Source organism: Bradyrhizobium sp. SZCCHNR1002 (assembly GCF_032381435.1).
GTDB lineage: Bacteria > Pseudomonadota > Alphaproteobacteria > Rhizobiales > Xanthobacteraceae > Bradyrhizobium > Bradyrhizobium aeschynomenes.
On the sequence record NZ_JAUHIS010000004.1, the window covers coordinates 392,582 to 415,488 of the forward strand.

The 22,907-nt window shown below is 65.4% G+C and carries 18 protein-coding genes; 8 read left to right on the forward strand and 10 right to left on the reverse strand.

Going from position 1 to position 22,907, the window contains the following annotated elements:
* Window positions 1–69 precede the first annotated feature (69 nt).
* From hpnC to QX108_RS21430, 4 genes are all read left to right on the forward strand, one after another.
* Window positions 70–948 carry a squalene synthase HpnC gene (hpnC, locus tag QX108_RS21415; protein WP_315719225.1) on the forward strand — a complete coding sequence of 293 codons (879 nt, stop codon included), beginning with the start codon at window positions 70–72 and terminating at the stop codon, window positions 946–948.
* Window positions 945–1,784 (forward strand): presqualene diphosphate synthase HpnD, encoded by an 840-nt coding sequence (hpnD, locus tag QX108_RS21420; RefSeq protein ID WP_315719226.1) that lies wholly within the window; start codon window positions 945–947, stop codon window positions 1,782–1,784. Before hpnC ends, hpnD begins: the two co-directional genes overlap by 4 nt.
* A complete protein-coding gene (gene hpnE, locus QX108_RS21425) occupies window positions 1,784–3,028 on the forward strand; it encodes a hydroxysqualene dehydroxylase HpnE (RefSeq protein ID WP_315782505.1) in 1,245 nt (414 codons plus the stop codon). Before hpnD ends, hpnE begins: the two co-directional genes overlap by 1 nt.
* 439 nt (window positions 3,029–3,467) lie before the next feature.
* Window positions 3,468–4,232, forward strand: coding sequence for a phosphorylase (locus QX108_RS21430; RefSeq protein WP_376698580.1), 765 nt, complete (start codon window positions 3,468–3,470; stop codon window positions 4,230–4,232).
* Window positions 4,233–4,646: 414 nt separating this feature from the next.
* On the opposite strand, the gene hpnH is transcribed toward QX108_RS21430, so the two are convergent.
* On the reverse strand, window positions 4,647–5,795 hold the full coding sequence (hpnH, locus tag QX108_RS21435; RefSeq protein ID WP_172112072.1) for an adenosyl-hopene transferase HpnH: 1,149 nt from the start codon (window positions 5,793–5,795) through the stop codon (window positions 4,647–4,649).
* A 34-nt stretch (window positions 5,796–5,829) separates the two neighbouring features.
* Window positions 5,830–6,756 carry a 4-hydroxy-3-methylbut-2-enyl diphosphate reductase gene (ispH, locus tag QX108_RS21440; protein WP_315719229.1) on the reverse strand — a complete coding sequence of 309 codons (927 nt, stop codon included), beginning with the start codon at window positions 6,754–6,756 and terminating at the stop codon, window positions 5,830–5,832.
* Window positions 6,757–7,235: 479 nt separating this feature from the next.
* On the opposite strand from ispH, the gene QX108_RS21445 reads away from it, so the two are divergent.
* A complete protein-coding gene (locus QX108_RS21445) occupies window positions 7,236–9,824 on the forward strand; it encodes an MMPL family transporter (RefSeq protein ID WP_315782503.1) in 2,589 nt (862 codons plus the stop codon).
* 73 nt (window positions 9,825–9,897) lie between these two features.
* Here QX108_RS21445 and QX108_RS21450 read toward each other — a convergent pair whose 3' ends face one another.
* Entirely contained in the window at window positions 9,898–10,524 is a 627-nt protein-coding gene (locus QX108_RS21450) for a DUF2147 domain-containing protein (protein ID WP_172134228.1), read from the reverse strand.
* A gap of 101 nt (window positions 10,525–10,625) precedes the next feature.
* Between QX108_RS21450 and hpnO the strand changes: the two genes are divergently transcribed.
* The gene (gene hpnO, locus QX108_RS21455) at window positions 10,626–12,017 is read left to right on the forward strand and encodes an aminobacteriohopanetriol synthase HpnO (protein WP_172112076.1); all 1,392 of its coding nucleotides are present in this window, start codon (window positions 10,626–10,628) and stop codon (window positions 12,015–12,017) included.
* Window positions 12,018–12,392: 375 nt separating this feature from the next.
* Here the strand turns inward: hpnO and QX108_RS21460 are convergent, their stop codons facing one another.
* The 4 genes from QX108_RS21460 to QX108_RS21475 form a co-directional block, all read right to left on the reverse strand.
* Window positions 12,393–13,175 (reverse strand): anti-sigma factor, encoded by a 783-nt coding sequence (locus QX108_RS21460; RefSeq protein ID WP_315782929.1) that lies wholly within the window; start codon window positions 13,173–13,175, stop codon window positions 12,393–12,395.
* Window positions 13,175–13,726 (reverse strand): sigma-70 family RNA polymerase sigma factor, encoded by a 552-nt coding sequence (locus tag QX108_RS21465; RefSeq protein ID WP_315782499.1) that lies wholly within the window; start codon window positions 13,724–13,726, stop codon window positions 13,175–13,177. Before QX108_RS21465 ends, QX108_RS21460 begins: the two co-directional genes overlap by 1 nt.
* Before the next feature lie 97 nt (window positions 13,727–13,823).
* The gene (locus tag QX108_RS21470) at window positions 13,824–14,150 is read right to left on the reverse strand and encodes a cupredoxin family copper-binding protein (protein WP_315719233.1); all 327 of its coding nucleotides are present in this window, start codon (window positions 14,148–14,150) and stop codon (window positions 13,824–13,826) included.
* Between the two features lie 11 nt (window positions 14,151–14,161).
* On the reverse strand, window positions 14,162–15,106 hold the full coding sequence (locus QX108_RS21475; protein ID WP_315719234.1) for a metallophosphoesterase family protein: 945 nt from the start codon (window positions 15,104–15,106) through the stop codon (window positions 14,162–14,164).
* Window positions 15,107–15,323: 217 nt separating this feature from the next.
* Here QX108_RS21475 and QX108_RS21480 point away from each other — a divergent pair, with 217 nt between their 5' ends.
* On the forward strand, window positions 15,324–16,496 hold the full coding sequence (locus QX108_RS21480; RefSeq protein WP_315782497.1) for an acyltransferase: 1,173 nt from the start codon (window positions 15,324–15,326) through the stop codon (window positions 16,494–16,496).
* A 437-nt stretch (window positions 16,497–16,933) separates the two neighbouring features.
* Here the strand turns inward: QX108_RS21480 and QX108_RS21485 are convergent, their stop codons facing one another.
* Window positions 16,934–18,553 (reverse strand): GMC family oxidoreductase, encoded by a 1,620-nt coding sequence (locus tag QX108_RS21485; protein WP_315782495.1) that lies wholly within the window; start codon window positions 18,551–18,553, stop codon window positions 16,934–16,936.
* 185 nt (window positions 18,554–18,738) lie between these two features.
* Here QX108_RS21485 and QX108_RS21490 point away from each other — a divergent pair, with 185 nt between their 5' ends.
* Window positions 18,739–19,908: a M20 aminoacylase family protein gene (locus tag QX108_RS21490; RefSeq protein ID WP_315782493.1), complete on the forward strand. Its 1,170-nt coding sequence runs from the start codon at window positions 18,739–18,741 to the stop codon at window positions 19,906–19,908.
* 68 nt (window positions 19,909–19,976) lie between these two features.
* Here QX108_RS21490 and QX108_RS21495 read toward each other — a convergent pair whose 3' ends face one another.
* Together QX108_RS21495 and QX108_RS21500 are read right to left on the reverse strand one after the other, a co-directional pair.
* Window positions 19,977–21,458: a UdgX family uracil-DNA binding protein gene (locus QX108_RS21495; RefSeq protein WP_315782491.1), complete on the reverse strand. Its 1,482-nt coding sequence runs from the start codon at window positions 21,456–21,458 to the stop codon at window positions 19,977–19,979.
* Window positions 21,459–21,567: 109 nt separating this feature from the next.
* On the reverse strand, window positions 21,568–22,806 hold the full coding sequence (locus QX108_RS21500) for a putative DNA modification/repair radical SAM protein (protein WP_315782489.1): 1,239 nt from the start codon (window positions 22,804–22,806) through the stop codon (window positions 21,568–21,570).
* Between the last annotated feature and the right edge of the window lie 101 nt (window positions 22,807–22,907).

Genomic DNA, 22,907 nt, shown 5'->3' on the forward strand with positions numbered 1-22,907 from the left:
CGTTCGCATGAGCGAAGCGGCGGGCATTGTTTTCCGTAAGCCCCTTTCAACCTGATAGCTGTTTCGTCCATGACCACCGCGAGCGATTTGCGATCCGGCAAGACACACCGGGACGAGAACTTTCCGGTGGCCTCCTGGATCATCCGTCCGGAGCATCGAGGGCTGATCCTCGCCTTCTACAATTTCGTGCGCACGGCCGACGACATCGCCGATCATCCCAGTCTGCCGGGTGACGAGAAGTTGCGGTTGCTCGATGTGCTGGAAGCCGAGCTCACCGGGGCAGGCGAGACCCAGGATGTCGCCGTCAATTTGCGTCGCGCGCTGGCCACGCGCGGAATGCCGCCGCGTCACGCGCTCGATCTCCTGGTCGCCTTCCGCATGGACGTGACCAAGCTGCGCTACGAGAACTGGGACGAAGTGATCCACTACTGCCGTTATTCGGCGATGCCGGTCGGCCGCTTCATGCTGGATGTGCACGGCGAGTCCACCGCGACCTGGCCGGCATCGGACGCGATCTGCGCCGGCTTGCAGATCAACAACCATTTGCAGGACTGCGGCAAGGACTACAAGGCGCTCAACCGCGTGTATCTCCCGCGCGATGCGCTGGCCGAGGCCGGCGCCACGGTCGAGATGCTCGGCGAGGCCAAGTCGCCGCCGCCGCTGCTGACCTGCCTGCACAAGCTCGCCGTGCGCAACGCGGCGCTGCTCGAGGAGGGCAGGGACCTCAACAGCGGCGTCAAGGATTTCCGCTTTGGACTGGAGATTGCCGTGATCCAGGCTTTCGCCGACCGTATCGTGGCGCTGCTCCAGGTGCGCGATCCGCTCAGCCAGCGCGTCCATCTTTCGCCCACGGGCATGCTCGGCCTCACCTTCACCTCGGTCATGGGCGAGATCGGCCGCCGCGTGGCCGGTCGTCATCCCGTCAGCAAATCGGCGGCCGGCGCATGACCCTCGAGGCGACCGCAGACAACGTCGATCACGGCACCGCTGCGTCCGGCAGCTCGTTCTATGCCGCCATGCGTATCCTGCCACGCGCCCAGCGTGATGCGATGTTCCAGGTTTACAGCTTCTGCCGCGAGGTCGACGACATCGCCGATTCCGACGGCCCGCGGCCCGAGCGGCTGGCGGCGCTGCAGAAATGGCGCGACGACATCGATGCGCTGTACCAGGGCAACCCGCCGCCGCGGCTGCGCGACTACGTCAGCTCGGTCAAGACGTTCGGGCTGAAGCGCGAGGATTTCCTGGCCATCATCGACGGCATGGAGATGGACGTGCCGCAGGAGATCCGCGCGCCGGATCTCGCCACGCTCGACCTGTATTGCGACCGGGTGGCGAGCGCGGTCGGCCGGCTCTCGGTGCGCATCTTCGGCATGCCCGAGGAGGACGGCATTCTGCTCGCGCATCATCTCGGCCGCGCGCTGCAGCTCACCAACATCCTGCGCGACATCGACGAGGATGCCGGCATCGGCCGCCTCTATCTGCCGCGCGAAGCGCTGCTGTTCGCCGGCATCACCGGCGACGATCCGGTCAAGGTGATGCAGGAGCGGGCGCTGCCCAAGGTCTGCAACTCGGTTGCGGTCAGGGCCAAGACGCATTTCGAGAAGGCCGACGAGATCATGCGGCGAAATCGCCGACGCGCCGTGCGGGCGCCGCGGATCATGTCGAAATATTATCGCGCCGTGTTCGATCTCTTGCTCGAACGCGGCTTCGCGCTGCCGCGCGAGCCCGTCCGCGTGAGCAAGCTCACGAAGATCGGCATCATCCTCCGCTACGCAATCATCTGATGCAGAAGACAGCTCACATCATCGGCGCCGGCGTGTCCGGCCTTTCCGCCGGCGTGCGGCTCGCCAATGCGGGCTACATCGTCCACGTCCACGAGGCAACGCAGCAGCTCGGCGGCCGCTGCCGCTCCTATTACGACGCCGCGACTGACTTGGTGATCGACAACGGCAACCATCTGCTGCTGTCGGCCAATCATCACGTGCTGTCCTATGCCCGTGCGATCGGCTCGGAGGCCGGGCTGGTCGGGCCGGAGAAGGCGCAGTTCGCCTTTGCCGACATCAAGACCGGGCAGCGCTGGCTGCTCGATCTCGGCAGCGGCCGGCTGCCGCTGTGGGTGTTCGACGAGAGCCGCCGCGTGCCTGACACCGGGCTCGGCGACTACCTCGCGCTGTCGCCGCTGATCTGGGCCGGCACCTCCAAGACCATCGGCACGACCATTCCCTGCAAGGGGACGCTGTACGACCGCCTGGTGCAGCCGCTGCTGCTGGCGGCGCTGAACTGCGATCCACCGGAAGGCTCCGCCGGGCTCGCCGGCGCCATCGTCCGCGAGACCTTGCTCGCGGGAGGGCAGGCCTGTCGTCCTCTGATCGCGCGCGACGGCCTGTCGGGTGTGCTGATCGACCCCGCGGTCAAATTCCTGGAAGGCAAGGGCGGCAGCGTCCGGATCGGCCGCGAGTTGCGCGGGCTGGAGAGTGCGGCCGGCCGTGTGACCGGCCTCAAATTCGGCGGCGACGAGACCGTCGCGCTCGGGTCGTCCGATGTCGTCGTGCTGGCGGTGCCACCGCGGCCCGCCATGGCACTGCTGCCGGGATTGACCGGGCCGACCAAGTATCGCGCCATCGTCAATGCTCATTTCCGCATCACGCCGCCGAAGGATTCGCCGCCACTGCTCGGCGTCGTCGGCGGCCTGGTCGAGTGGCTGTTCGCCTTCCCGCAGCGGCTCTCCGTCACCATCAGCAATGGCGACCGCCTGGTCGACATGCCCAGAGAGGAGCTCGCCGCCGCGATCTGGGCCGACGTCTGCAAGGCCGCCGGGATCTCGGGCGAGCTGCCGCCGTGGCAGATCGTGCGCGAGCGCCGGGCCACCTTCGAGGCGACGCCGGAGCAGAACGCGCTACGCCCGGGCACCAAGACAGCCTTCAGCAACCTTGCTCTCGCCGGCGACTGGACCGACACCGGCCTGCCGGCCACGATCGAAGGCTCTGTGCGATCGGGTGATCGCGCGGCCGATCTGCTGCTGGGTTAGGGATCGTCCGGCCCATCTGCGCATCGGGATCGAGCCGGCGCTCCACCCTCGGTGTCCTCCCGGATCGGCGCCCGCCAACGCTTTCGCGTTGCCGGGCTTGTCCGGGACGACACCGATTGTTCTCGCGAGACTGAGGTGAATGACGCGAGTCTCACATTTTCGTGGCGCAGTTTTTGCTTAAAGTTCCATCGCAGGTGATGCTTCCATCGGTCTGTTCCAGCGCGGAACAGCAATGGGCGGGACCAAATGGCAACACCGGGCAAAAAACGCATCGTGTGCGGGTGCAGTGCGGCGCAAACAGGGTTTCCTCGCGGATTTTTTCTGCGTAATCCTCGGTTTGTTAAGGTCTTTCCGCTCTGGCGCCACCGCGATTGGGGCTTGGAACAATGACGAAGCGACGTCGGCAAGTGATGTCGAATAAGGTGTCAGGGGTCGGATTGTGAAGTTGGGGATGGGGGACGAAACGTCCGCGGATCGCCCGATTGATCCGCGGCCGGTCTTGGTCGTGACGGGATTGGTGCAGGAGGCTCGCATTGCGGCCGGGCCCGGCATGATGGTCATCTGCAGCTCGAGCGATCCCAAGCAGTTGCGCTCGCTGCTCACCGTGTTCGATCCCACCTCGATCCGCGGCGTCGTCAGCTTCGGCGTGGCCGGCGGCCTCGATCCGAGCCTGAAGGCCGGCGACATCGTCGTCGCCACCGAAGTGACCGCCGGTGACGCCCGCTGGCTCTCGGGCCTGTCGCTGCGCGAGGAGCATATTGCCCGCGCCGCCCTGAAAAAGCGCCGTGTCGTGCGCGGCGTGCTTGCCGGCGCCGAGGAGGTGGTGGTGGCGCAGGCCCGCAAGGCCGCGCTGCGGATGAAGACCGGTGCGGCCGCCGTCGACATGGAGAGCCACATCGCCGCCGCCTATGCTGCCGAATACGGGCTGCCCTTCGCCGCGCTGCGCGTGATCTCCGATCCTGCCCATCGCACGCTGCCGTCGCTCGCCAAGGATGCGATCAAGCCGAACGGCGACATCGACCTTCCGATGATCCTGCGCGGCCTCGCCCGCAATCCGACCGTGCTGGGCGGCCTGGTGTCGACCGGCATCGAGTTCAACCGTGCCCTCCGCTCGCTTCGCGGCGCCCGGGACCTGCTGCTGAGCGGTCTGCTCGCGGCCGAGCATTTCCTCGAGTCCGAGACCCTGGCCGCCGCCGAGGCGTGAGCGGTAGCGTCTGGACGATGTCACGCGCGAAGTGAGCTCGTGCGTTTCGGTTGATCCGGAGCGTATACTTCGGCCGATCATCAATTGCAGTCAACAGAACACGCGTCCGTCGCGGCTTGCTTCGTCCGAACCTCGCCCCGCTTGCGGGGAGAGGTCGGATCGCATCGTCAGATGCGATCCGGGTGAGGGGGACTTTCCGCACGGTCGGTGGGTGTGGCTGCCCCTCACCCCAGCCCTCTCCCCGTGAAGGACGGGGAGAGGGAGCGCTCCGCTCGCGCAGCTCGATCTCGCATCCGACTAACAGCGATCCAGGCAACACCGAGCTTCTTTGCGGAGAAGTAGAGGTGCGCATCCGCCACAACAAAAAAGGCCGCCGATTGCTCGGCGGCCTTTTTGCTGTTTGGTGATAGCGGATCAGGCCGCGGTTGACGCCTTCTGCTGCGCCTCGACGGCCTCGTCGCGACGGATCTCGGAGAGGCGCTTCTGCACCTCGGAGGAGAACACGTACTGCGCCGGGCGCTGCTTGGAGAGGTCGATCTCCGGTGCCATCGGGCCCTCGGTGCGGATGCCGCGCAGCGACACCGCCATGGCCTTGATCGGATTGCTCAGCGCTGCGTTGGCGGCGGTGGCCTCGTAGCCGCAATGTGCCATGCAGTCGGCGCACTTCTCGTACTTGCCGGTGCCGTAGGAGTCCCAGTCGGTGGTCTCCATCAGCTCCTTGAAGGTCTTGGTGTAGCCCTCACCGAGCAGATAGCAGGGCTTCTGCCAGCCGAAGATGTTGCGCGCGGGCATGCCCCAGGGCGTGCACTCGAACTCCTGGTTGCCGGCGAGGAAGTCGAGGAACAGGCCGGAATGCATGAAGTTCCACTTCTTGCCCTTGCCGAGCTTGAAGACGTCGCGGAACAGCTGCTTGGTCTTGGTGCGGTTCAGGAAGTGCTCCTGGTCCGGTGCGCGCTCATAGGCATAGCCGGGCGACATGGTCACGCCGACGCCGAGCTCGGTGGTGAAGTCCAGGAACTTGGCGATCTCCTCGGCCGGGTGGCCGTCGAACACGGTGGCGTTGACGTTGACGGTGAAGCCGCGCGCCTTGGCCGCCTTGATCGCGGAGACGGCGCGGTCGAACACGCCCTTCTGCGACACGGCCTTGTCGTGATGCTCGCGCAGGCCGTCGAGATGCACCGAGAAGAACAGATAGGGCGAGGGCTCGAACAGATCGAGCTTCTTCTCCAGCAGCAGCGCGTTGGTGCAGAGCGAGACGAACTTCTTGCGCGCGACCAGGCCGCGCACGATCTCGCCGATCTCCTTGTGGATCAGCGGCTCGCCGCCGGGGATCGCCACCATCGGCGCGCCGCACTCGTCGGCCGCATCCCAGCACTCCTGCGCGCTCATGCGGCGGTTGAGGATCGCGTCGGGATAGTCGATCTTGCCGCAGCCGGCGCATGCCAGATTGCAGCGGAACAGCGGCTCCAGCATCAGAACGAGGGGATAGCGTTTGCGGCCGAGAAGCTTCTGCTTCATCAGATAGGCCCCGATACGCAGTTCCTTATGGAAGGGGATTGCCATTACGTCTCTTCTTTCTGGACCAAACGAGGACCGATCAGCCCGCGACCAGCTCGGCCGGCAGGCGGAATTCAATGTTTTCTTCCCGCCCCGGGACCACCGCGACCTCAACCGGTCCAATGCGCCGCAAAGCCTGTATCACGTCGTCGACGAGCACTTCAGGGGCCGAGGCGCCGGCGGTGATGCCGACGGCCTTGGCGTCCTTCAGCCAAACCGGATTCAGCTCGCTCCCGTCTGCGATCAGATAGCTCGCGATCCCGGCCTCGGTGCCGATCTCGCGCAGTCTGTTCGAGTTGGAGCTGTTGGCGGCGCCCACCACCAGGATGACGTCCACCAGCTTGCTCAAGTCCCTTACCGCAGATTGCCGGTTCTGTGTCGCATAGCAGATATCCCGGATATCGGGACCTTGAAGGTCTGTAAAGCGGGCCTGGAGGGCTGAAATGATGTCCTTGGTATCGTCCACGCTCAGCGTGGTCTGGGTGATATAGGCCATCGGGGTGTCCAGCGGCAGGGGCAGGGCCGCCACATCGGCGGTGTTCTGCACCAAGTATACCGGTCCGGGAACTTGTCCCATGGTTCCCTCAACCTCCGGATGGCCGGCATGGCCAATCAACACCAGGGTACGGCCCCTGGCCATGTAGCGCTTGCCCTGGTTGTGAACCTTGGTCACCAGCGGGCAGGTGGCATTGAGGACCGGCAGGCCGCGGGCGGCTGCCTCTTCTTCGACCGTTCGCGCCACGCCGTGGGCGCTGAACACGGTCACAGCGCGCGGTGGCACTTCCGAAAGGTCCTCGACGAAAACAGCGCCCTTGGCCTTCAGGCTCTCGACCACGTGCTTGTTGTGCACGATCTCGTGGCGCACATAGACCGGCGGGCCGTACTTCTCCAGCGCGCGCTCGACGATCTCGATCGCGCGCACAACGCCAGCACAAAACCCGCGCGGTTGCGCGAGATACACTTGCAAGGGACGTCCGTCAGCCACGTTGCCTCACTTTCGACCTGCTACCTCCGTGCGTGCGAGTGGGGTGCAATATCCGCACCAGGGCGAATGCCCCAATTTGCCCGCATGACCATGGAAGCGCAGGGCTTTGTGTCAAAAATCGAGCAGAGAGGAAAGCCGGTTTGCAACTCGATCGCATGTGACCGCCGGCACACAGCGATCCAGGCCTCGAAGGTAATTTAGTAATTATAAATTAATTCAGTCAACTGAGCTACTTATGCTCTCACTCGTTCGTCACTTTACCGCCGAGAACAGCCGCTATATCAGCCGCCCCGACGGTTCCGCGCATCGTTCGACCTGATCCGCCGTCCAGGGACCATCCTCGTCTCCGAAGGCTGGGCCAAACCGGGCTGGGGCTTGCTCCGAGCCCTGGCGCTGGCCACGGAACTCCGCCATGAAGCGGACGTTTCCGCCCAGCTCTTTAAACATTAGAAAGTCACGAAGTGCTGACCACGTTTGTCGTCTCGATCGTCAAGGCCTGCACCCGGTTCGCCTGGCCGACATTGATTGCGGGCCTGCTGTTGTCGGTAGGCGCGGGGGTCTACACGGCCCGCCATTTCTCCATCAACACCGACATCAACAAGCTGATCTCCCCGGAGCTCGACTGGCGCAAGCGCGACCAGCAGTATGAGCAGGCGTTCGATCGCGACCGCATGATCCTGGGCGTGGTCGAGGCGGCGACCCCCGAGCTGACCGGTGTGGCGGCGGACGCGCTCGCCAAGAAGCTCAAGGGCGACACCGCCAACTTCTCGTCCGTGGAGCTGCTCGGCGGCGGCGAGTTCTTCGCCCGGAACGGCCTGCTGTTCCTGCCGACCGAGGAGGTCAAGCAGCTCACCGAGCAGTTCACCGCGGCGGCGCCCCTGGTCGAGATCATGGCCGGCGATCCCTCGATCCGCGGCCTGACCGGCGCGCTCGAGACCGGCCTTGCCGGCGTCAAGCGCGGCCAGGTCAAGCTCGACAACGCCGCGCGTCCGTTCGACTACATCTCGCAGACCGTCGAGACCGTGCTCGACAAGGGCGATGCGACCTTCTCCTGGCGCCAGCTGATCTCCGACAAGCCGCTCGAGGACAGCGACAAGCGCGCCTTCATCCAGTTCAAGCCGATCCTCGACTACCAGGCATTGGAGCCCGGCAAGGCCGCGACCGATGCGATTCGCCAAGCCGCGGCCGAGCTCGATTTCCCGAACCGCTTTCACGCCCGTGTGCGCCTGACCGGGCCGGTGCCGATCGCCAACGAGGAATACGCCACCGTGCAGGAGGGCGCCGTCGTCAACGGCATCGGCACCGTGGTCGTCGTGCTGATCATCCTGTGGCTGGCGCTGCATTCGGCCAAGATCATCTCGGCCGTGTTCATCAACCTGTTCATCGGCCTTGCCCTCACCACGGCGGTCGGCCTGATGATGGTGGGATCGCTCAACCTGCTGTCGGTGGCGTTCGCCGTGCTGTTCATCGGCCTCGGCGTCGATTTCGGCATCCAGTTCAGCGTGCGCTATCGCTCCGAGCGCTTCAAGAATGACGACCTGCCCGAGGCGCTCGCCGAAGCTGCGCGGCGCTCCGCCGTGCCGCTGTCGCTCGCGGCGATGGCGACGGCTGCCGGCTTCCTGTGCTTCCTGCCGACCGACTACAAGGGCATTTCCGAGCTCGGCGCCATCGCCGGCGCCGGCATGATCATCGCCTTCCTGTCCTCGATCACGGTGCTGCCGGCGCTGCTCAAGATCCTCAATCCGCCCGGCGAGAAAGAGCCGGTCGGCTACGCCTTCCTGGCACCGCTCGACGATTTCCTGGAGAAGCACCGCGTGCCGATCATCGTCGGCACGCTCGGCCTCGTCATCGCCGGCCTGCCGCTGCTCTATTACATGAAGTTCGACTTCAACCCGATGAACCTGCGCAATCCCCACGCCGAGTCGATTGCGACCTATCTCGATCTGCGAAAGGATCCGAACACCGGGGCGAACGCGATCGACGTGCTGACCCGCTCGGAGAGCGAAGCGAAGGCAATCGAGGCCAAGCTCGAGAAGCTGCCGGAAGTGGCGCGCGTGATGTCGCTCGACAGCTTCGTGCCCCAGGACCAGCCGGCCAAGCTGAAGCTGATCGCACAGGGCGCCAAGGTGCTGGGACCGGCGCTCAATCCCGATCAGGTCGATGCGGCACCGAGCGACAAGGAAAACATCGAGGCGCTGAACTCGACCGTCGACAATCTCCGGCGCACGGCGGGGGAAGACAAGGGCCCCGGCGCTGCGGCGGCGCGGCGCCTCGCAGACGCGCTTGCCAAGCTCGCGGGCGCGAGCGAAGCGGTGCGGAGCAAGGCCCAGGCCGTGTTCGTCGAGCCGTGGAAGATCACGCTCGCGCAACTCAGCGCCACGTTGCAGGCGCAGCCGGTCACCTTGGCCAATCTGCCGCCTGAGCTCGTGTCGCAGTGGAAGAGCAAGGACGGCCTGATTCGCGTCGAGGCGCAGCCCAAGGGCGATCCGAACGACAACGACAATCTCAGGCGGTTCGCGAATGCCGTGCTGACGGCGGAGCCCAATGCGATCGGCGGCCCGGTCTCGATCCTGAAATCGGGTGACACGATCGTGAAGGCGTTCATCCACGCCGGCATCTACTCGCTGGTCGTGATCAGCCTGCTGTTGTGGGTCACCCTAAAGCGCTTCTCCGACGTGCTGATGACGCTGGTGCCTCTCCTGGTTGCCGGCGCCGTCACGCTCGAGATCTGCGTCCTGATCAAGCTGCCGCTGAACTTCGCCAACATCGTTGCGCTGCCGCTGCTGCTCGGCATCGGCGTCGCGTTCAAGATCTACTACGTGGTGGCGTGGCGCGGCGGCCGCACCAATTTGCTGCAGACCAGCCTGACCCGGGCGATCTTCTTCAGCGCGCTGACGACGGCGACCGCTTTCGGCAGCCTGTGGCTGTCGAGCCATCCCGGCACATCCAGCATGGGCAAGCTGCTGGCGTTGTCGCTCGTCACCACGCTTGCCGCCGTGCTGCTGTTCCAGCCGGCCTTGATGGGCAAGCCCCGCGAGGTCCACGAATAGCGGCGAGCGAGGCGCAAAAGGAAAAAGCGGCCGATGCACTCGGCCGCTTTTTTATTGATGGGTGTCGGACGACTTAGCGGGGCCGTGCCACGTCGGGCAGCAGGCAGATGTCGCCGATTTGATCGGCGGGCTTCGGCGCCGGTCTGGCCGCGGCAACCGTGCCGCTGCTGTGGCCGGCTGCCGCTTTCGGAGCCGGAGCAGGAGCCGGTGCAATTGGTTTCTGTGTACCTTTGGCCATGCTGTTGACGGGGCTCGACGGGATCGGCGGGCCAACCCGCGTCCAGGTCTCGCCGCCGCACAGGAAGCCGAGCACACAGCCCTTGATTTCCAGATGATCGGCGTCGGTCGGCGTGATCGTCGAACTGTAGAGCTGGCCGTCCTTGGCGTTGTAGACTTGGCCTTCCCACGCCTCGGCGCCCGGCTTCTTCTTCATGTCGATCAGGATCGGCATGCCGAGCGTCGGCCGGCTCTGCCGGGCCGGATCGGGATTGTTGGCGTCCCGGCCGCCCGGGGTCTTCTCCCAGGCCACCACGCCCCACATGCTGCCATTACATTGTGCGACTCGGATGTTGGCGACGCCGTCGGCGACCCGCCAGTCGCCTGTGGGATCAGCCGCGAGCGCAGAAGAAATTCCTGCTGCGAACACCACTGCGGAGTATGCTATCGTTGTCGACATGAGAGATCTAAGGCGATGCAACATTGGCAGAAACCCGTGCTTGCTTTGATGGTGCGAATGAGGGCAAAACGCCGCATTGCGCGTTTTCAGTTGACGTCACGTCCATCAACCGAAGTATGTAGCCGATGCTAAAACCCAATCTAGACGTTTCCGAGATGTTTGTGGAGCGCCAAGCGCAGCGCAGCACGATGCACTCTCGGCATCTGAACGAGCAACTGGTCCGGGTTCTCAAAACGATTGGATATGATGTCGGGTTCCAGAAGGGACAAGGGCAGTATCTCTACGATCGTGACGGGGCCCGCTATCTTGACCTGCTCAGCGGTTTTGGTGTCTTCGCCATCGGGCGCAACCATCCGACTCTCCGTGACGCGCTGAAGAGCGTTCTCGACAGCGACCTGCCGAACCTCGTCCAGCTCGATGTCTCCACACTCGCGGGCGTTCTTGCCGAGCGGCTGCTGGAATATGTCCCGTACCTGGACAAGGTGTTCTTCGCGAATTCGGGTGCCGAGACCGTCGAAGCCGCAATCAAATTCGCGCGGGGCGCGACGGGGCGGCCTGGCATCGTCTATTGCGGGCACTCCTATCATGGCCTGACCTATGGCGCGCTGTCGCTGACCGAGGATCCGAACTTCCGCAACGGCTTCGAGCCGCTGCTGCCGGGCTGCACAGCGGTTCCGTTCAACGATCTCGCTGCGCTTGAGCAGGCGCTGTCGTCACGCGAGATCGCCGCCTTCATCGTCGAGCCCATCCAGGGCAAGGGCGTCAACATGCCCTCCGACGAGTTCCTGCCCGGCGCTGCCGCGCTCTGCAAGAAATACGGCACCATCTTCATCGCCGACGAGATCCAGACGGGGATGGGCCGGACCGGTCGGTTCCTCGCGGTGGAACACTGGAATGTCGAGCCTGACATGGTGCTGCTGTCGAAGGCACTGTCGGGCGGTCACGTTCCGGTCGGCGCGCTGCTCACGCGCAAGCAGATCTTCGACAAGATCTTCAACCGCATGGATCGCGCGGTCGTGCATGGCTCGACCTTCGCCAAGAACGATCTGGCCATGGCCGCGGGCATCGCGACCCTCGAGGTGATGAAGGCGGAGAAGCTGGTCGAGGCCGCCGCCAAGCGCGGCGCCGAGCTGCGGCTGGCGCTGACGCGGATGGTGCCCGGCTACGAGCTGCTCAAGGAAGTGCGCGGCAAGGGCCTGATGATCGGCGTCGAATTCGGTCCGCCGAAATCGCTGCGCCTCAAGGCGTCCTGGACCATGCTGGAAAGCGCCAACAAGGGCCTGTTCTGCCAGCTGATCACGGTGCCGCTGTTCAAGGATCACAAGATCCTGACCCAGGTTGCCGGCCACGGCCTGCACACCATCAAGCTGCTGCCGCCGTTGACGATCACGGAAGAGGACTGCACCTGGATCGAACGGGCCTTCGACGACGTCATCGCCCAGAGCCACAAGGTCCCCGGCGCGATCTGGTCGCTCGGCAAGACCCTGGTCGACAACGCCATCCGCAAGTCGGCGTGAACCGAGCGGCTTGTAAGTACAACGAGCGGCTGGTCAGTACAAAGAGGCACCCTCGCGGCATACTCACTGTCATCGCCCGGCTTGACCGGGCGATCCAGTACGCCGAGACATTGTGATCACCTCGATGGGCCGCGGCGTACTGGAGGCCCGCCTGCGCGGGCATGACAGCGGGGATGCGGCTGCGAGGGAGAGGCAAAGGCGGGGAGCGCCGTGCCCACCATCTGATTGCTCGTTCGTTCGCGGCGGGCACCCTTCGCTTTGCCCGCCCTACGGTTTCAGATAAAATCTCCGTCATTGCGAGCGCAGCGAAGCAATCCAGGGCTGCGCAAGGACTCTGGATTGCTTCGCTGCGCTCGCAATGACGAAGCGAGAGACTCAGCTGCTCCCACCCATCGCCCGCTCGAACCGTTCGCCGAACTCGTTGAGCTCGTCGACATTGATGTCGCTCACAGCCCAGTAGCTCAGGCCGCGGTCGCGCCACGAGCGGATGTTGAAGCCTTGCAGAGCATCGAGCCGGGCAGTCCGGCGCTCGGTTGACGACGTCTGCGCTACGAACAGATTGATCACATGCTGACGGCGGCGATAGACCACGGCACCGATCGCGCGCGCATCGACGTAATCGAGCCGGCCGCCGATCAGGGTGAATCCCTGCGCAGTGAGATCGATCACCGGTGGTGCGACATCGAGCTTGCCGTTGAACCACGGCTTCACCGTGTGTTGATCGGTCGAGATCACATCGGTCAGGTGTCCGGCCTGCAGCGAGCGCAGATGCGCCGAGACGATCTCGGCCTCGATGCGCTGCTGATCGTCGTTGCGCAGCACGATCGCGACGAGGCCGGTGGCGGCAAGAGCCGACACGGCTGAGCCGATGGCGAAGCCTTTCAGCAACGATCGGCGGCTCGGCGCCGCCGCGAGCGCCGTCACGTTCGAGATCTGCGCGGGCGGCAACTCGGCCTCGATCCGCTGGCGCAAGGCGGCGGGCGCCTCGTAAGTCAGGTCAGCGCCGGCCAGTGCCCGCTTCATTTCATTGATGGCCGCGAACTCCGAGGCGCAGCGCGGGCAGCTCGCCACATGGGCCTCGACCTCGCGCGCATGGCCGGCGTCGAGCTCGCCGTCGGCGAGCGCGTGGATCAGGATCTCGGCTTCATCGCAGGTCATCATTGTGGCTCCTCCTGCGCGAGCCACGCGGCGCGCAGCATCGCACGGGCGCGCGCCAGCCGCGACATCACGGTACCGACCGGAACGCCGGCAGCCTCCGCGACTTCGCGATAGGACAGATTGTTGATCTCGCGCAGCACCAAGGTTTCGCGAAACGGCTCGGGCAGCGTGGCGATCATCGCTTGTATCGCCGACGCATCGTGCTCGCGGAGGACGGTGCCCTCCGGCGTCTCGGCGCTCTCCTGCCAGATCGGCGCCTGCTCGGCAGCCTCGGGCGTATCGTCGAGCATCTTGACCGGCGCGACGGCGCGCCTGGCAAACTCGGCGTGGCAGACGTTGCGCAGGATCGCGAACAGCCACGGCTTCATCGCCGGGCCGCGATAGGTGTCGAAGTGCTTCAGCGCGCGCAGATAGCATTCCTGCACGGCGTCCTCAGCGTCTGCGGGATTGCGCAGCAGATAGCGCGCCAGCGTGTAGACGTCGTCCAGATAGGGCAGCGCCGCCTCGCGGAAGCGCCGCGCTCTCTCGGGATCGTCTTGCGATGGGGACACCGCCGTCCTTTCCGGTTCGGTTCGTGGCGTCACCGCCGGGGCGACAGCTCGCTGCCGGCCCGGCCACGACGCAATGCTCATGCCCTGGTTTGGGAAGCTACTCAACCTTGACCATCCCCGTCATGTGCGGATGCAGCGAGCAGAAGTACTTGTAGTCGCCGCGGGACACGAAAGTGAACGAGAAGCTGTCGTCGGTATCGAGTGTCTTCGAGCGGTACTTGCCCGCTGACACCACCGTATGTGGGATGTCGTCGTGATTAGTCCAGGTGACGGTGTCGCCGACCTTCACCGTCACCTCTGCCGGCGCGAAGGTGAAGTTGTCGATCGCGACCTTGATGGTCTCGGCGTGCAGCGGCGCGATGCCGAGCGTGGCGGCAGAGAGAGCGAGGCGAATGCTCCGCCCCAGCGATACTGATATCGTCATGCGATCGATCCTCAGCCCGCCAGCGGTGTGTCGATGATCGCGAGCCGCTCGTCGCCGACCTTGAAGTCGATGCTGGCGATGCCGAGCAGGCTGCGCAGCCGGGCATCCTCGACCTTCATCGGCCCAGGCGAGGGCGCCGTGCCCGGCGCCGGCTGCGGGAACGCGGTCGAGCGCGCGGTGTGGAAGGTGACGTTGCCCTCGACCTTCTGCATCACCTGATGGATGTGGCCATTCAGCACCGTCACCGAGCCGAAGCCCTTGAGCATGTCGAGCGCCCGGCCGCCATCCTCGGTGCCCCAGCCCCATTGCGGATACACCGTCCACAGCGGGATGTGCGCGAACACCACGATCGGCGTCGATTTCGAGCGACCCTTCAGGTCCTGCTCCAGCCAGGCCAACTGTTCAGCGCCGAGATTGCCGAGCCCGCCGGCCTTGAGATCGACGACGTTGACGAGCCCGATGAAGTGCACGCCGCTTGCATCGAACGAATACCAGCCCGCGCCGCGCGTGCCCTTGCCGTAGCGCTCCTTGTAGAGCTTGACGTCCTCGTCGAGGAAATCATGCTCGCCTGGGACGTAGTGCACGTCGAGCCGCGTCTGCGAGATGATGCGGTCGGCGTCGTCGAACTCCGCCGCCTTCGACAGGTGCGAGATGTCGCCGGTGTGGATCATGAAGGCCGGCTTGGCCGGCATCGCCTTGATGCGGTTGACGGCTTCTTCCAGCGTCCCGATCGCGTTCGGATTGGCCGGCTTGTCGAAGCCGACATGGCTGTCGCTGATTTGCAGGAAGGAGAGGCCCTGCGCCCGCTGTTCGGCCGCTTGCGCCGCATCGATCAGGCCCAGCGACCGTGGCACGCCGCCTGCGATCGTCCACAGCACGCCGGTCCCGGCCCAGGTCATGCATTCCAGGACCTTGCGGCGGCTGGCGCCTCGGTCATCGTGATTGTCGAAGCTCATGGTGCTCTCCCATCGCCCGCACGGGGCTGACAAGCGAGGAGAGCGGAGCAGGCGACGATTTATTCCCGGCGAATGCAGGTCTTTGCGAGATGACGCGTTCGTGATCATGCCTTTGATGGCACGCGGTTCGCATACTCAAGCATGATATCGGCCGGGCAGCGCATGGACCATAGAACGGCCAGCGGCAGCGTGGCTGCTGATGTTGGATGCAAAGCCAATGCATGACCGCCTGACTCCGAATATCCAGCAGGCCGACACGGCCAGCGGCCGCATCGTGCCGCTCGACCGCGCCCGAACCTTCATCACGCTGTCGGTCGTGCTGTATCACTCCGCCATCAACTACACTTATTTCGGCCAGGGCGGCGACCGCATGCACTGGCTCGGCTTCGATCTGGTCGCGCTGTTTAACGACAGCTACTTCATGTCGTGCATGTTCTTTATTTCCGGTCTGTTCGTGCCGGCGAGCCTGGAGAGGAGGGGCGCCGGAGGCTATCTCGGCCGCCGCACGCTGCGGCTCGGCGTGCCCTACATCGTGTCGATCTTCGTGATCATGCCGATCGCCTATTACCGTTACTACGTGGCGGAAGACCAGTTCACGACGGTGTGGGAACGAATGATCTCCACGGGCCCGTGGCCGTCGGGCTCGGCATGGTTTCTCGGCGTGCTCTTGATCTTCGACCTGTTCGCGGCCCTCGCTTGGACTCTGGCGCCGCGGGCGATCCCGGCGCTCGGGCGCTTCGCCGGCACGCTGCTGCGCTCTCCACTGACGGGTTTCCTGGTCTTCCTGGCCATCGCCAACGCCGCCTATCTGCCGCCGCATCTCATCTTCGGCGACGGGTTGTGGTTCATGCCCGGCCATTTCCCGCTGCCGCTGCAGGCCAGCCGCGCGCTGCTCTATCCGACGTTCTTCATCGCGGGTATCGCGATCGGTGCCGCCGGCCTGCGCACCGGCCCGTTCGCGCAGGACGGCGCGCTGGTGCGGCGCTGGGCGGTCTGGTTCGGTCTGTCCTACGCCTGCTATGGCCTGATCCTGTTGCTCGCTTACGCTCATCACAATTGGATCGCCGATTTCGACTCGCCGCCGCTGTGGTGGCGGGCGGCCTATGGGGGCGCGGTCGCAAGCTTCTGCGCGTCGATGGCGTTCGGCGTGCCGACCTTCTTCCTGCGCTGGGCGAGGGCGCCGCTTTCGATGATGGACCGCATGCAGCCCTCGGCCTACGGCATCTATCTCCTGCACTTCCTGCCGCTGCTCTGGTTGCAATATCTGGTGTTCGATCCCGCGTGGCCCGCCGCGGTGAAGTTCGCCATCGTGCTGGTGGGGACGCTGATCGTGAGCTGGGGAGCGGCTGCGCTGTTGCGGCGAGTGCCGTTGGTTGCGCGGATCATCTGAAAGCAGAGAGTTGGGTTGGGGCCCTGGATTGCTTCGCTTCGCTCGCAATGACGATTGTGGCCGGCACCGAGCGCCGCCACGAACGCCGTCATCGCGAGCGTAGCGACGCGATCCAGGGGCCACGGACGCGACTGTTGAATGCGTCCGGCGCTTCGTCGCCGTGGCAATCATCTGCCGTACGATGGTGGGCACGCGCCGCTTTTCGGCGTCGCTTTGCCTACCCTACGTATTCGCTGCATGAAGTGACGACAGGCGGATGACGGCTCAGACGTTATTCCCACTGTGCTGTATCGCGTCCGATGGTCGCGTGCTGTCAGAGACGTGTCAGCTTGGGCCGTTACACCTCTGCAGGTTCGCGCGGCGTAAGCGTACAGCCCATCGTCAGGAGTTCGATCTCGCGTCATGCCGCCCGTGACAGGCGGGCGGCATGGAGATCGTCAGCGCCCATCCTCCAAAATCATCCCCGCCGCTTTCTCCGCGATCATCGCCGTCGGCGTGTTGGTGTTGCCTGAGGTGATTGTCGGCATGATCGAGGCGTCGGCGATGCGCAGGCCGTCAAGGCCGCGGAAGCGCAGCCGTTCGTCGACCACCGCCATCGGATCGTCGGCGGTGCCCATCTTGGCCGTGCCGACCGGATGGAAGATCGTCGTGCCGATGTCGCCGGCGGCCTTGGCGAGCGCGGCGTCGTCGTCGCCGACAGCGGGGCCGGGGAGATACTCCTCCGGCTTGTACGCCGACAGCGCGCTCTGCTTCATCAGCCGCCGCGTGACGCGGATGGCGTCCGCCGCCACCTGGCGGTCGTCCGCGGTGGCCAGGTAGTTCGGCGCGATCGACGGAGCCTCGTCGATCCTGGCGGATCTGATCCGCACCGTGCCGCGCGAACTCGGCCGCAGATTGCAGGCGCTCACCGTGATCGCGGGGAAGCGATGCAGCGGATCGCCGAACTTGTCGAGCGATAGCGGCTGCACGTGGAACTGGATGTTGGCGCGGTCGCGCGTGCCATCCGAGCGCGTGAAGATGCCGAGCTGCGACGGCGCCATGGTCAGCGGGCCACGCCGGCGGAAGGCGTAGTCGAGACCCATCAGGCCGCGCCGCATCAGCGAGTAGTAGGTCTCGTTCAGCGTCTTGACGCCCGTGACCTTGTAGATCGCGCGCTGCTGCAGGTGGTCCTGCAGATTGCGCCCGACGCCGGGCTTGTCGAGGACGACATCGATGCCGAGTTCGCCGAGCCAGTCCGCCGGCCCGATGCCTGAGCGCTGCAGCACCTGCACCGACCCGATCGAGCCGGCGCTCAGGATCACCTCGCCCGTGGTGCGGGCCTCGATGGTCTCGCCGTTCTGCTGAAAGCGCACGCCGACCGCACGACCGTTCTCGATGATCAGCCGCTCGACCAGGACGTTGGTCTCAAGCCTCAGATTTTGCCGGTTCAGTGCCGGCTTGAGGAATCCCCGCGCCGACGACCAGCGCCGGCCGCGCTTCTGGTTGACGTGGAAATAGCTGATGCCTTCATTGTCGCCGGTATTGAAGTCCGGGATGCGGCGGATGCCCATCTGCTCGGCGGCGTCGCCGACCGCGTCCAGCACCGCCCAGGACAGCCTGGGCGCCTCGATCCGCCAGCCGCCGCCGACGCCGTGGTGCTCGCTCTCGCCGAGGAAATGGTCCTCCAGCCGCCGGAACACCGGCAGCACGTCTGAATAGGACCAGCCGGACAGGCCAAGCTGGCGCCAATGGTCGTAATCGGCCGCCTGGCCGCGCATCGAGATCATGGCGTTGATGGCCGAGCAGCCGCCGATCACCTTGCCGCGGGGATAGGCGAGCGAACGGCCGTTCAGGCCGGGCTCGGCCTCGGTGCGAAACATCCAGTCGGAGCGCGGATTGCCGATCGCGAAGAGGTAGCCGACCGGAATATGGAACCAGATCCAGTTGTCGTTGCCGCCGGCCTCGAGAATCAGCACCCGGGTGTTCGGATCGGCCGACAGCCGGTTGGCGAGGATGCAGCCGGCGGTGCCGGCGCCCACCACGATGTAGTCGTATTCCCCGTCGAGCTGGCGTCCCATCGGCATTCCCTTCCCGTCTTTGCGAGGCTTTTAGTCAGCGGGGGCGGGGCCGGACAAGCGCCACGTTCATGGCTGGTTGACCGAGCCATGAGGCTGGCGCAGCCCAGATCATGCTCAGATCTTGGGCGGTGCGACTTTTGCATGCTAGAACGGCTCAAATCCCTTCTGGAGTTACGAGATTTCCCATGCCCATCGTCAACCGCGTCGCCGATCTGCAGCCCGATATCCAGGCCTGGCGGCGGGATATCCATTCGCATCCCGAGCTGCTCTATGAAGTGCACCGGACCGCGGCCTTCGTGGCCGACCGGCTGCGCGAGTTCGGCTGTGACGAGGTGGTGACCGGTCTCGGCAAGACCGGCGTGGTCGGCGTCATCAAGGGCCGCAAGCCCGGCAATGGCGATGTGAAGGTGCTCGGCCTGCGCGCCGACATGGATGCGCTGCCGATCGAAGAGATCACCGGGCTGCCTTATGCCTCCAAGACTCCGGGCATGATGCACGCCTGCGGCCATGACGGCCACACCGCGATGCTGCTTGGAGCCGCGCGCTATCTCGCCGAGACCCGCAACTTCGCCGGCGAGGTCGCCGTGATCTTCCAGCCGGCCGAGGAGGGCGGCGGCGGTGCCGATGCGATGATCAAGGACGGCCTGATCGAGCGCTTCAAGATCGACCAGGTCTATGGCATGCACAACGGCCCGGGCCTTCCGGTCGGCGCCTTCGCGATCCGCCAGGGGCCGCTGATGGCTTCGACCGACTCGGTCGACATCACCATCGAAGGCCATGGCGGCCACGCCGCCAAGCCACATAATTGCATCGACTCGCTGATGGTCGGCGCCCAGCTCGTCACCGCGCTGCAGCAGGTCGTCGCGCGCAACGTCGATCCGCTCGAGGCGGCCGTGCTCTCGATCTGCGAGTTCCACGCCGGCAATGCCCGCAACGTGATCCCGCAGAGCGCGGTGCTGCGCGGCACGGTGCGGACGCTGACGCCCAGGGTGCGCGAGTTGATGGAGAAGCGCGTGCGCGAGGTCGTCGCCGGCGTGGCCCAGATGACCGGCGCCAAGATCGACCTGGCCTATACCCGCGGCTATCCGGTGGTGGTCAATCACGCCGAGCAGACCGAGATCGCGATCCGCGCCGCCAAGGAAGTCGCGGGCGATGCCAACGTGCACGAGATGCCGCCGATGATGGGCGGCGAGGATTTCGCCTACATGCTGGAGGCCCGCCCCGGCGCCTTCATCTTCGTCGGCAACGGCGACAGCGCCGGCCTGCATCATCCGGCGTACAACTTCAACGACGAGGCGATCGTCTACGGCACCTCGTTCTTCATCAAGGTCGTGGAGAACACGCTGGCGGCGTGAGCTTCGGCCAGGAGCGCTCTCGTCGAATGGCCGGGCTCGACCCGGCCATTTGCGTTTACGCCGTAGCGTCAGGCCGCGTGGGCGCGCTTGAGCGCGGCCGCGGCGATCTTCAGGTCTTTCACGAACAGCGCGTATTCCCGCGCCTTGGCCTCGGCGTCGGGCAGGCGGAGCAAATAGGATGGGTGCACGGTGATCATCGCCTGGGGACCGTCGGCCAAGTCAACGATGTGGCCGCGGTTCTTGGTGACCTGCGTGATCTTGCCGAACACCGCCTGCGCGGCGGTTGCACCCATCGCCACGACCAGAGCGGGCCGGACGGCGGCGAGCTCGCGCTCGTACCACGGGCGGCAGGCCTTGATCTCTGGCGTCGCCGGCTTCTGGTGCAGCCGGATCTTGCCGCGCGGCACGAACTTGAAATGCTTCACGGCATTGGTGACGTAGACTTTGGTCCGGTCGATGCCGGCCTCCTCCAGCGCACGGTCGAGCATCTGGCCGGCCGGGCCGACGAAGGGATGGCCGGCGAGATCCTCCTTGTCGCCGGGCTGCTCGCCGACCAGCATCAGTGGTGCATGCTCCGGGCCTTCGCCGAACACGGTCTGCGTGGCGTCCTTCCACAGCGGGCAGGCGCGGCAGGCGGCAGCCTCTTCACGCAAGGTCTCAAGATCGGTCGCCTCGACATCACGTGAGGTCTGAGCAGCAGGCGCGTGCACCTTCGGCTTGCGGGTCATCGCGGTCTCCTCGACGCGTTTCTGCGGCTTGTGCGGCTCGGTGCCTTCATCGGCGATCATCATGGATGTGCGCCGGCTGGCTTCCGCGATCAGCGGCTGGATCAGCTTCGCCTCGGGCAGGTTCTGCCAATATTTCTTCGGCATCTCCTTTTCCATCGCCTTCACTTTCAGCCGTGCCGGATTGAAAATGCTGGCGTAATAGCGCAGCCACACCTCTTCGAGCCGGTCTTCAGTCGGGGCTTCAGCCTTGCTCACCCCCGGTGTGAACGAGACGCGGCTGCCGTCCCAATGGGCGCAGAGCTCCGGCGTCAGGATCGACCAGGGCATGTCGGCGAAGCGGCGGGCGAAGAACGGCGCGGCGCGTTCGACGATGTGATGCTCCGGCTCGAACCACGCGACGTAGCGCGCCTCGCGCTCGCGGCCGACCTCGCGGAAGCGGACGAAGGCGTGCATCTTGTGGACGTCGCGGCGCACCGCGCGCGCCAGCGCATTGGCCTGCGCGACGTCGGGATCGGTCGCGATGTCCATCAGGTCGTGGTTGGTGCGCAGACGCCACAGCAGCCGGTAGAGCAGGGCGAAGCGGATGGGATCGCTGTGCAGGATCGCGCTCTCGGCCAGCTCCATGAAGCTCGCGGGCACGGAGAATGCGCCCTTGGGGACGTCGGGCAGCCGTGTCTCCGACTGATCGTCGAACAGATCAGCCGCCGCGCCCTTGACCCGCCAGCTCACATCGGCGGCCCTGACGTCGTTCATCGCCAGCGCCCGCGCCGCCCGACGCCAGCCGTCGAAATCGGTGTCGCTGTCGAGGGTTACGACGTGCATTTGGCACATACTCTCCGCGTCGTCATGCCCGGCCCCCGTGCCGGGCATCCACGTCGTGCCTCAAACAAGGACGTGGATGGCCGGGACAAGCCCGGCCATGACGGGTCAATTAGAATCCAAATCCCAGCTGTCGCGGTTTCGGCCGCAGCCGGGCCCTGAGGCTGGCGCCGTCCAGCAGCGACGGTGACGGCCGGTGGTCGGAGAGAACGATGAACGGCAGCGCCTTGTTCCTGACGACGTTGAGCTGGGCGAGATCCGCAAAGCGGATCGTCGTCGTGCGTCGCGTGGCGAGGATGCGCTGCACGGTGCGGGTGCCGAAGCCGGGCACGCGCAGCAGCTCCTCGCGGCTCGCTGTGTTGATGTCGAGCGGGAAGCGGTCGCGGTGGCGCAGCGCCCAGGCGAGTTTGGGGTCGATGTCGAGCGGCAGCATGCCCTCGTTCTCCTCGACGATCTCCTCGGCGTCGAAGCCGTAGAACCGCATCAGCCAGTCGGCCTGGTACAGCCGGTGCTCGCGCACGAGCGGCGGGGCCTGCAGCGGCAGCGCGCGGCTGGCATCGGGGATCGGGCTGAAGGCCGAGTAATACACGCGCTTCAGCTTGTAGGCGCCGTAGAGATTGGCCGAGGTCGACAGGATGGTGCGGTCGTTGGCGGCATCGGCGCCGACGATCATCTGCGTGCTCTGGCCGGCCGGCGCGAAGCGCGGCGGCCGGGCGCGGCGCACCGTCTTCTTGGCTTCCGCCGTCTCGTCGAGCTTGAGCCGGAGGCGACCCATGGTGCGGCGGATCGCGCGCTGGTCCTTCTCCGGCGCCAGCCTGGTCAGGCTGTCCTCCAGCGGCGTCTCGATATTGATGCTGAGCCGGTCGGCATATTTGCCGGCCTCCGCGATCAGCGCCTCATCAGCCTCCGGAATCGTCTTCAGATGGATGTAGCCGCGGAAGCGATGCTCCTCGCGCAATTTGCGCGCAACGGAGACGACCTGCTCCATCGTGTAGTCGGGACTTCGGATGATGCCCGACGAGAGAAACAGCCCCTCGATGTAGTTGCGGCGATAGAAGTCGATCGTGAGCTTCACGACCTCGTCGACCGTGAAGCGCGCGCGCGGCACGTTGGAGGAGGCGCGGTTGACGCAATACAGGCAGTCGAAGTTGCAGGCGTTGGTCAGCAAAATCTTGAGCAGCGAGATGCAGCGTCCGTCCGGCGCATAGGAGTGGCAGATGCCCATGCCCGGCGCGGTCGAGCCGAGCCCCTTGCCGTCGCGGGAATCCCGCATCTCCGTACCGCTGGAGGCGCAGGACGCGTCATACTTGGCGGCATCGGCCAGGATCTCGAGTTTGCGCAGCAGCTCCATGCTTTTGAATCCCTTTGATTCCACTCGTTGAATCCGCACCGGGTCAATCCCGATTGACTCTCTCGGACGCGTTAGCTTTATATTAGAACGTATCATGAACA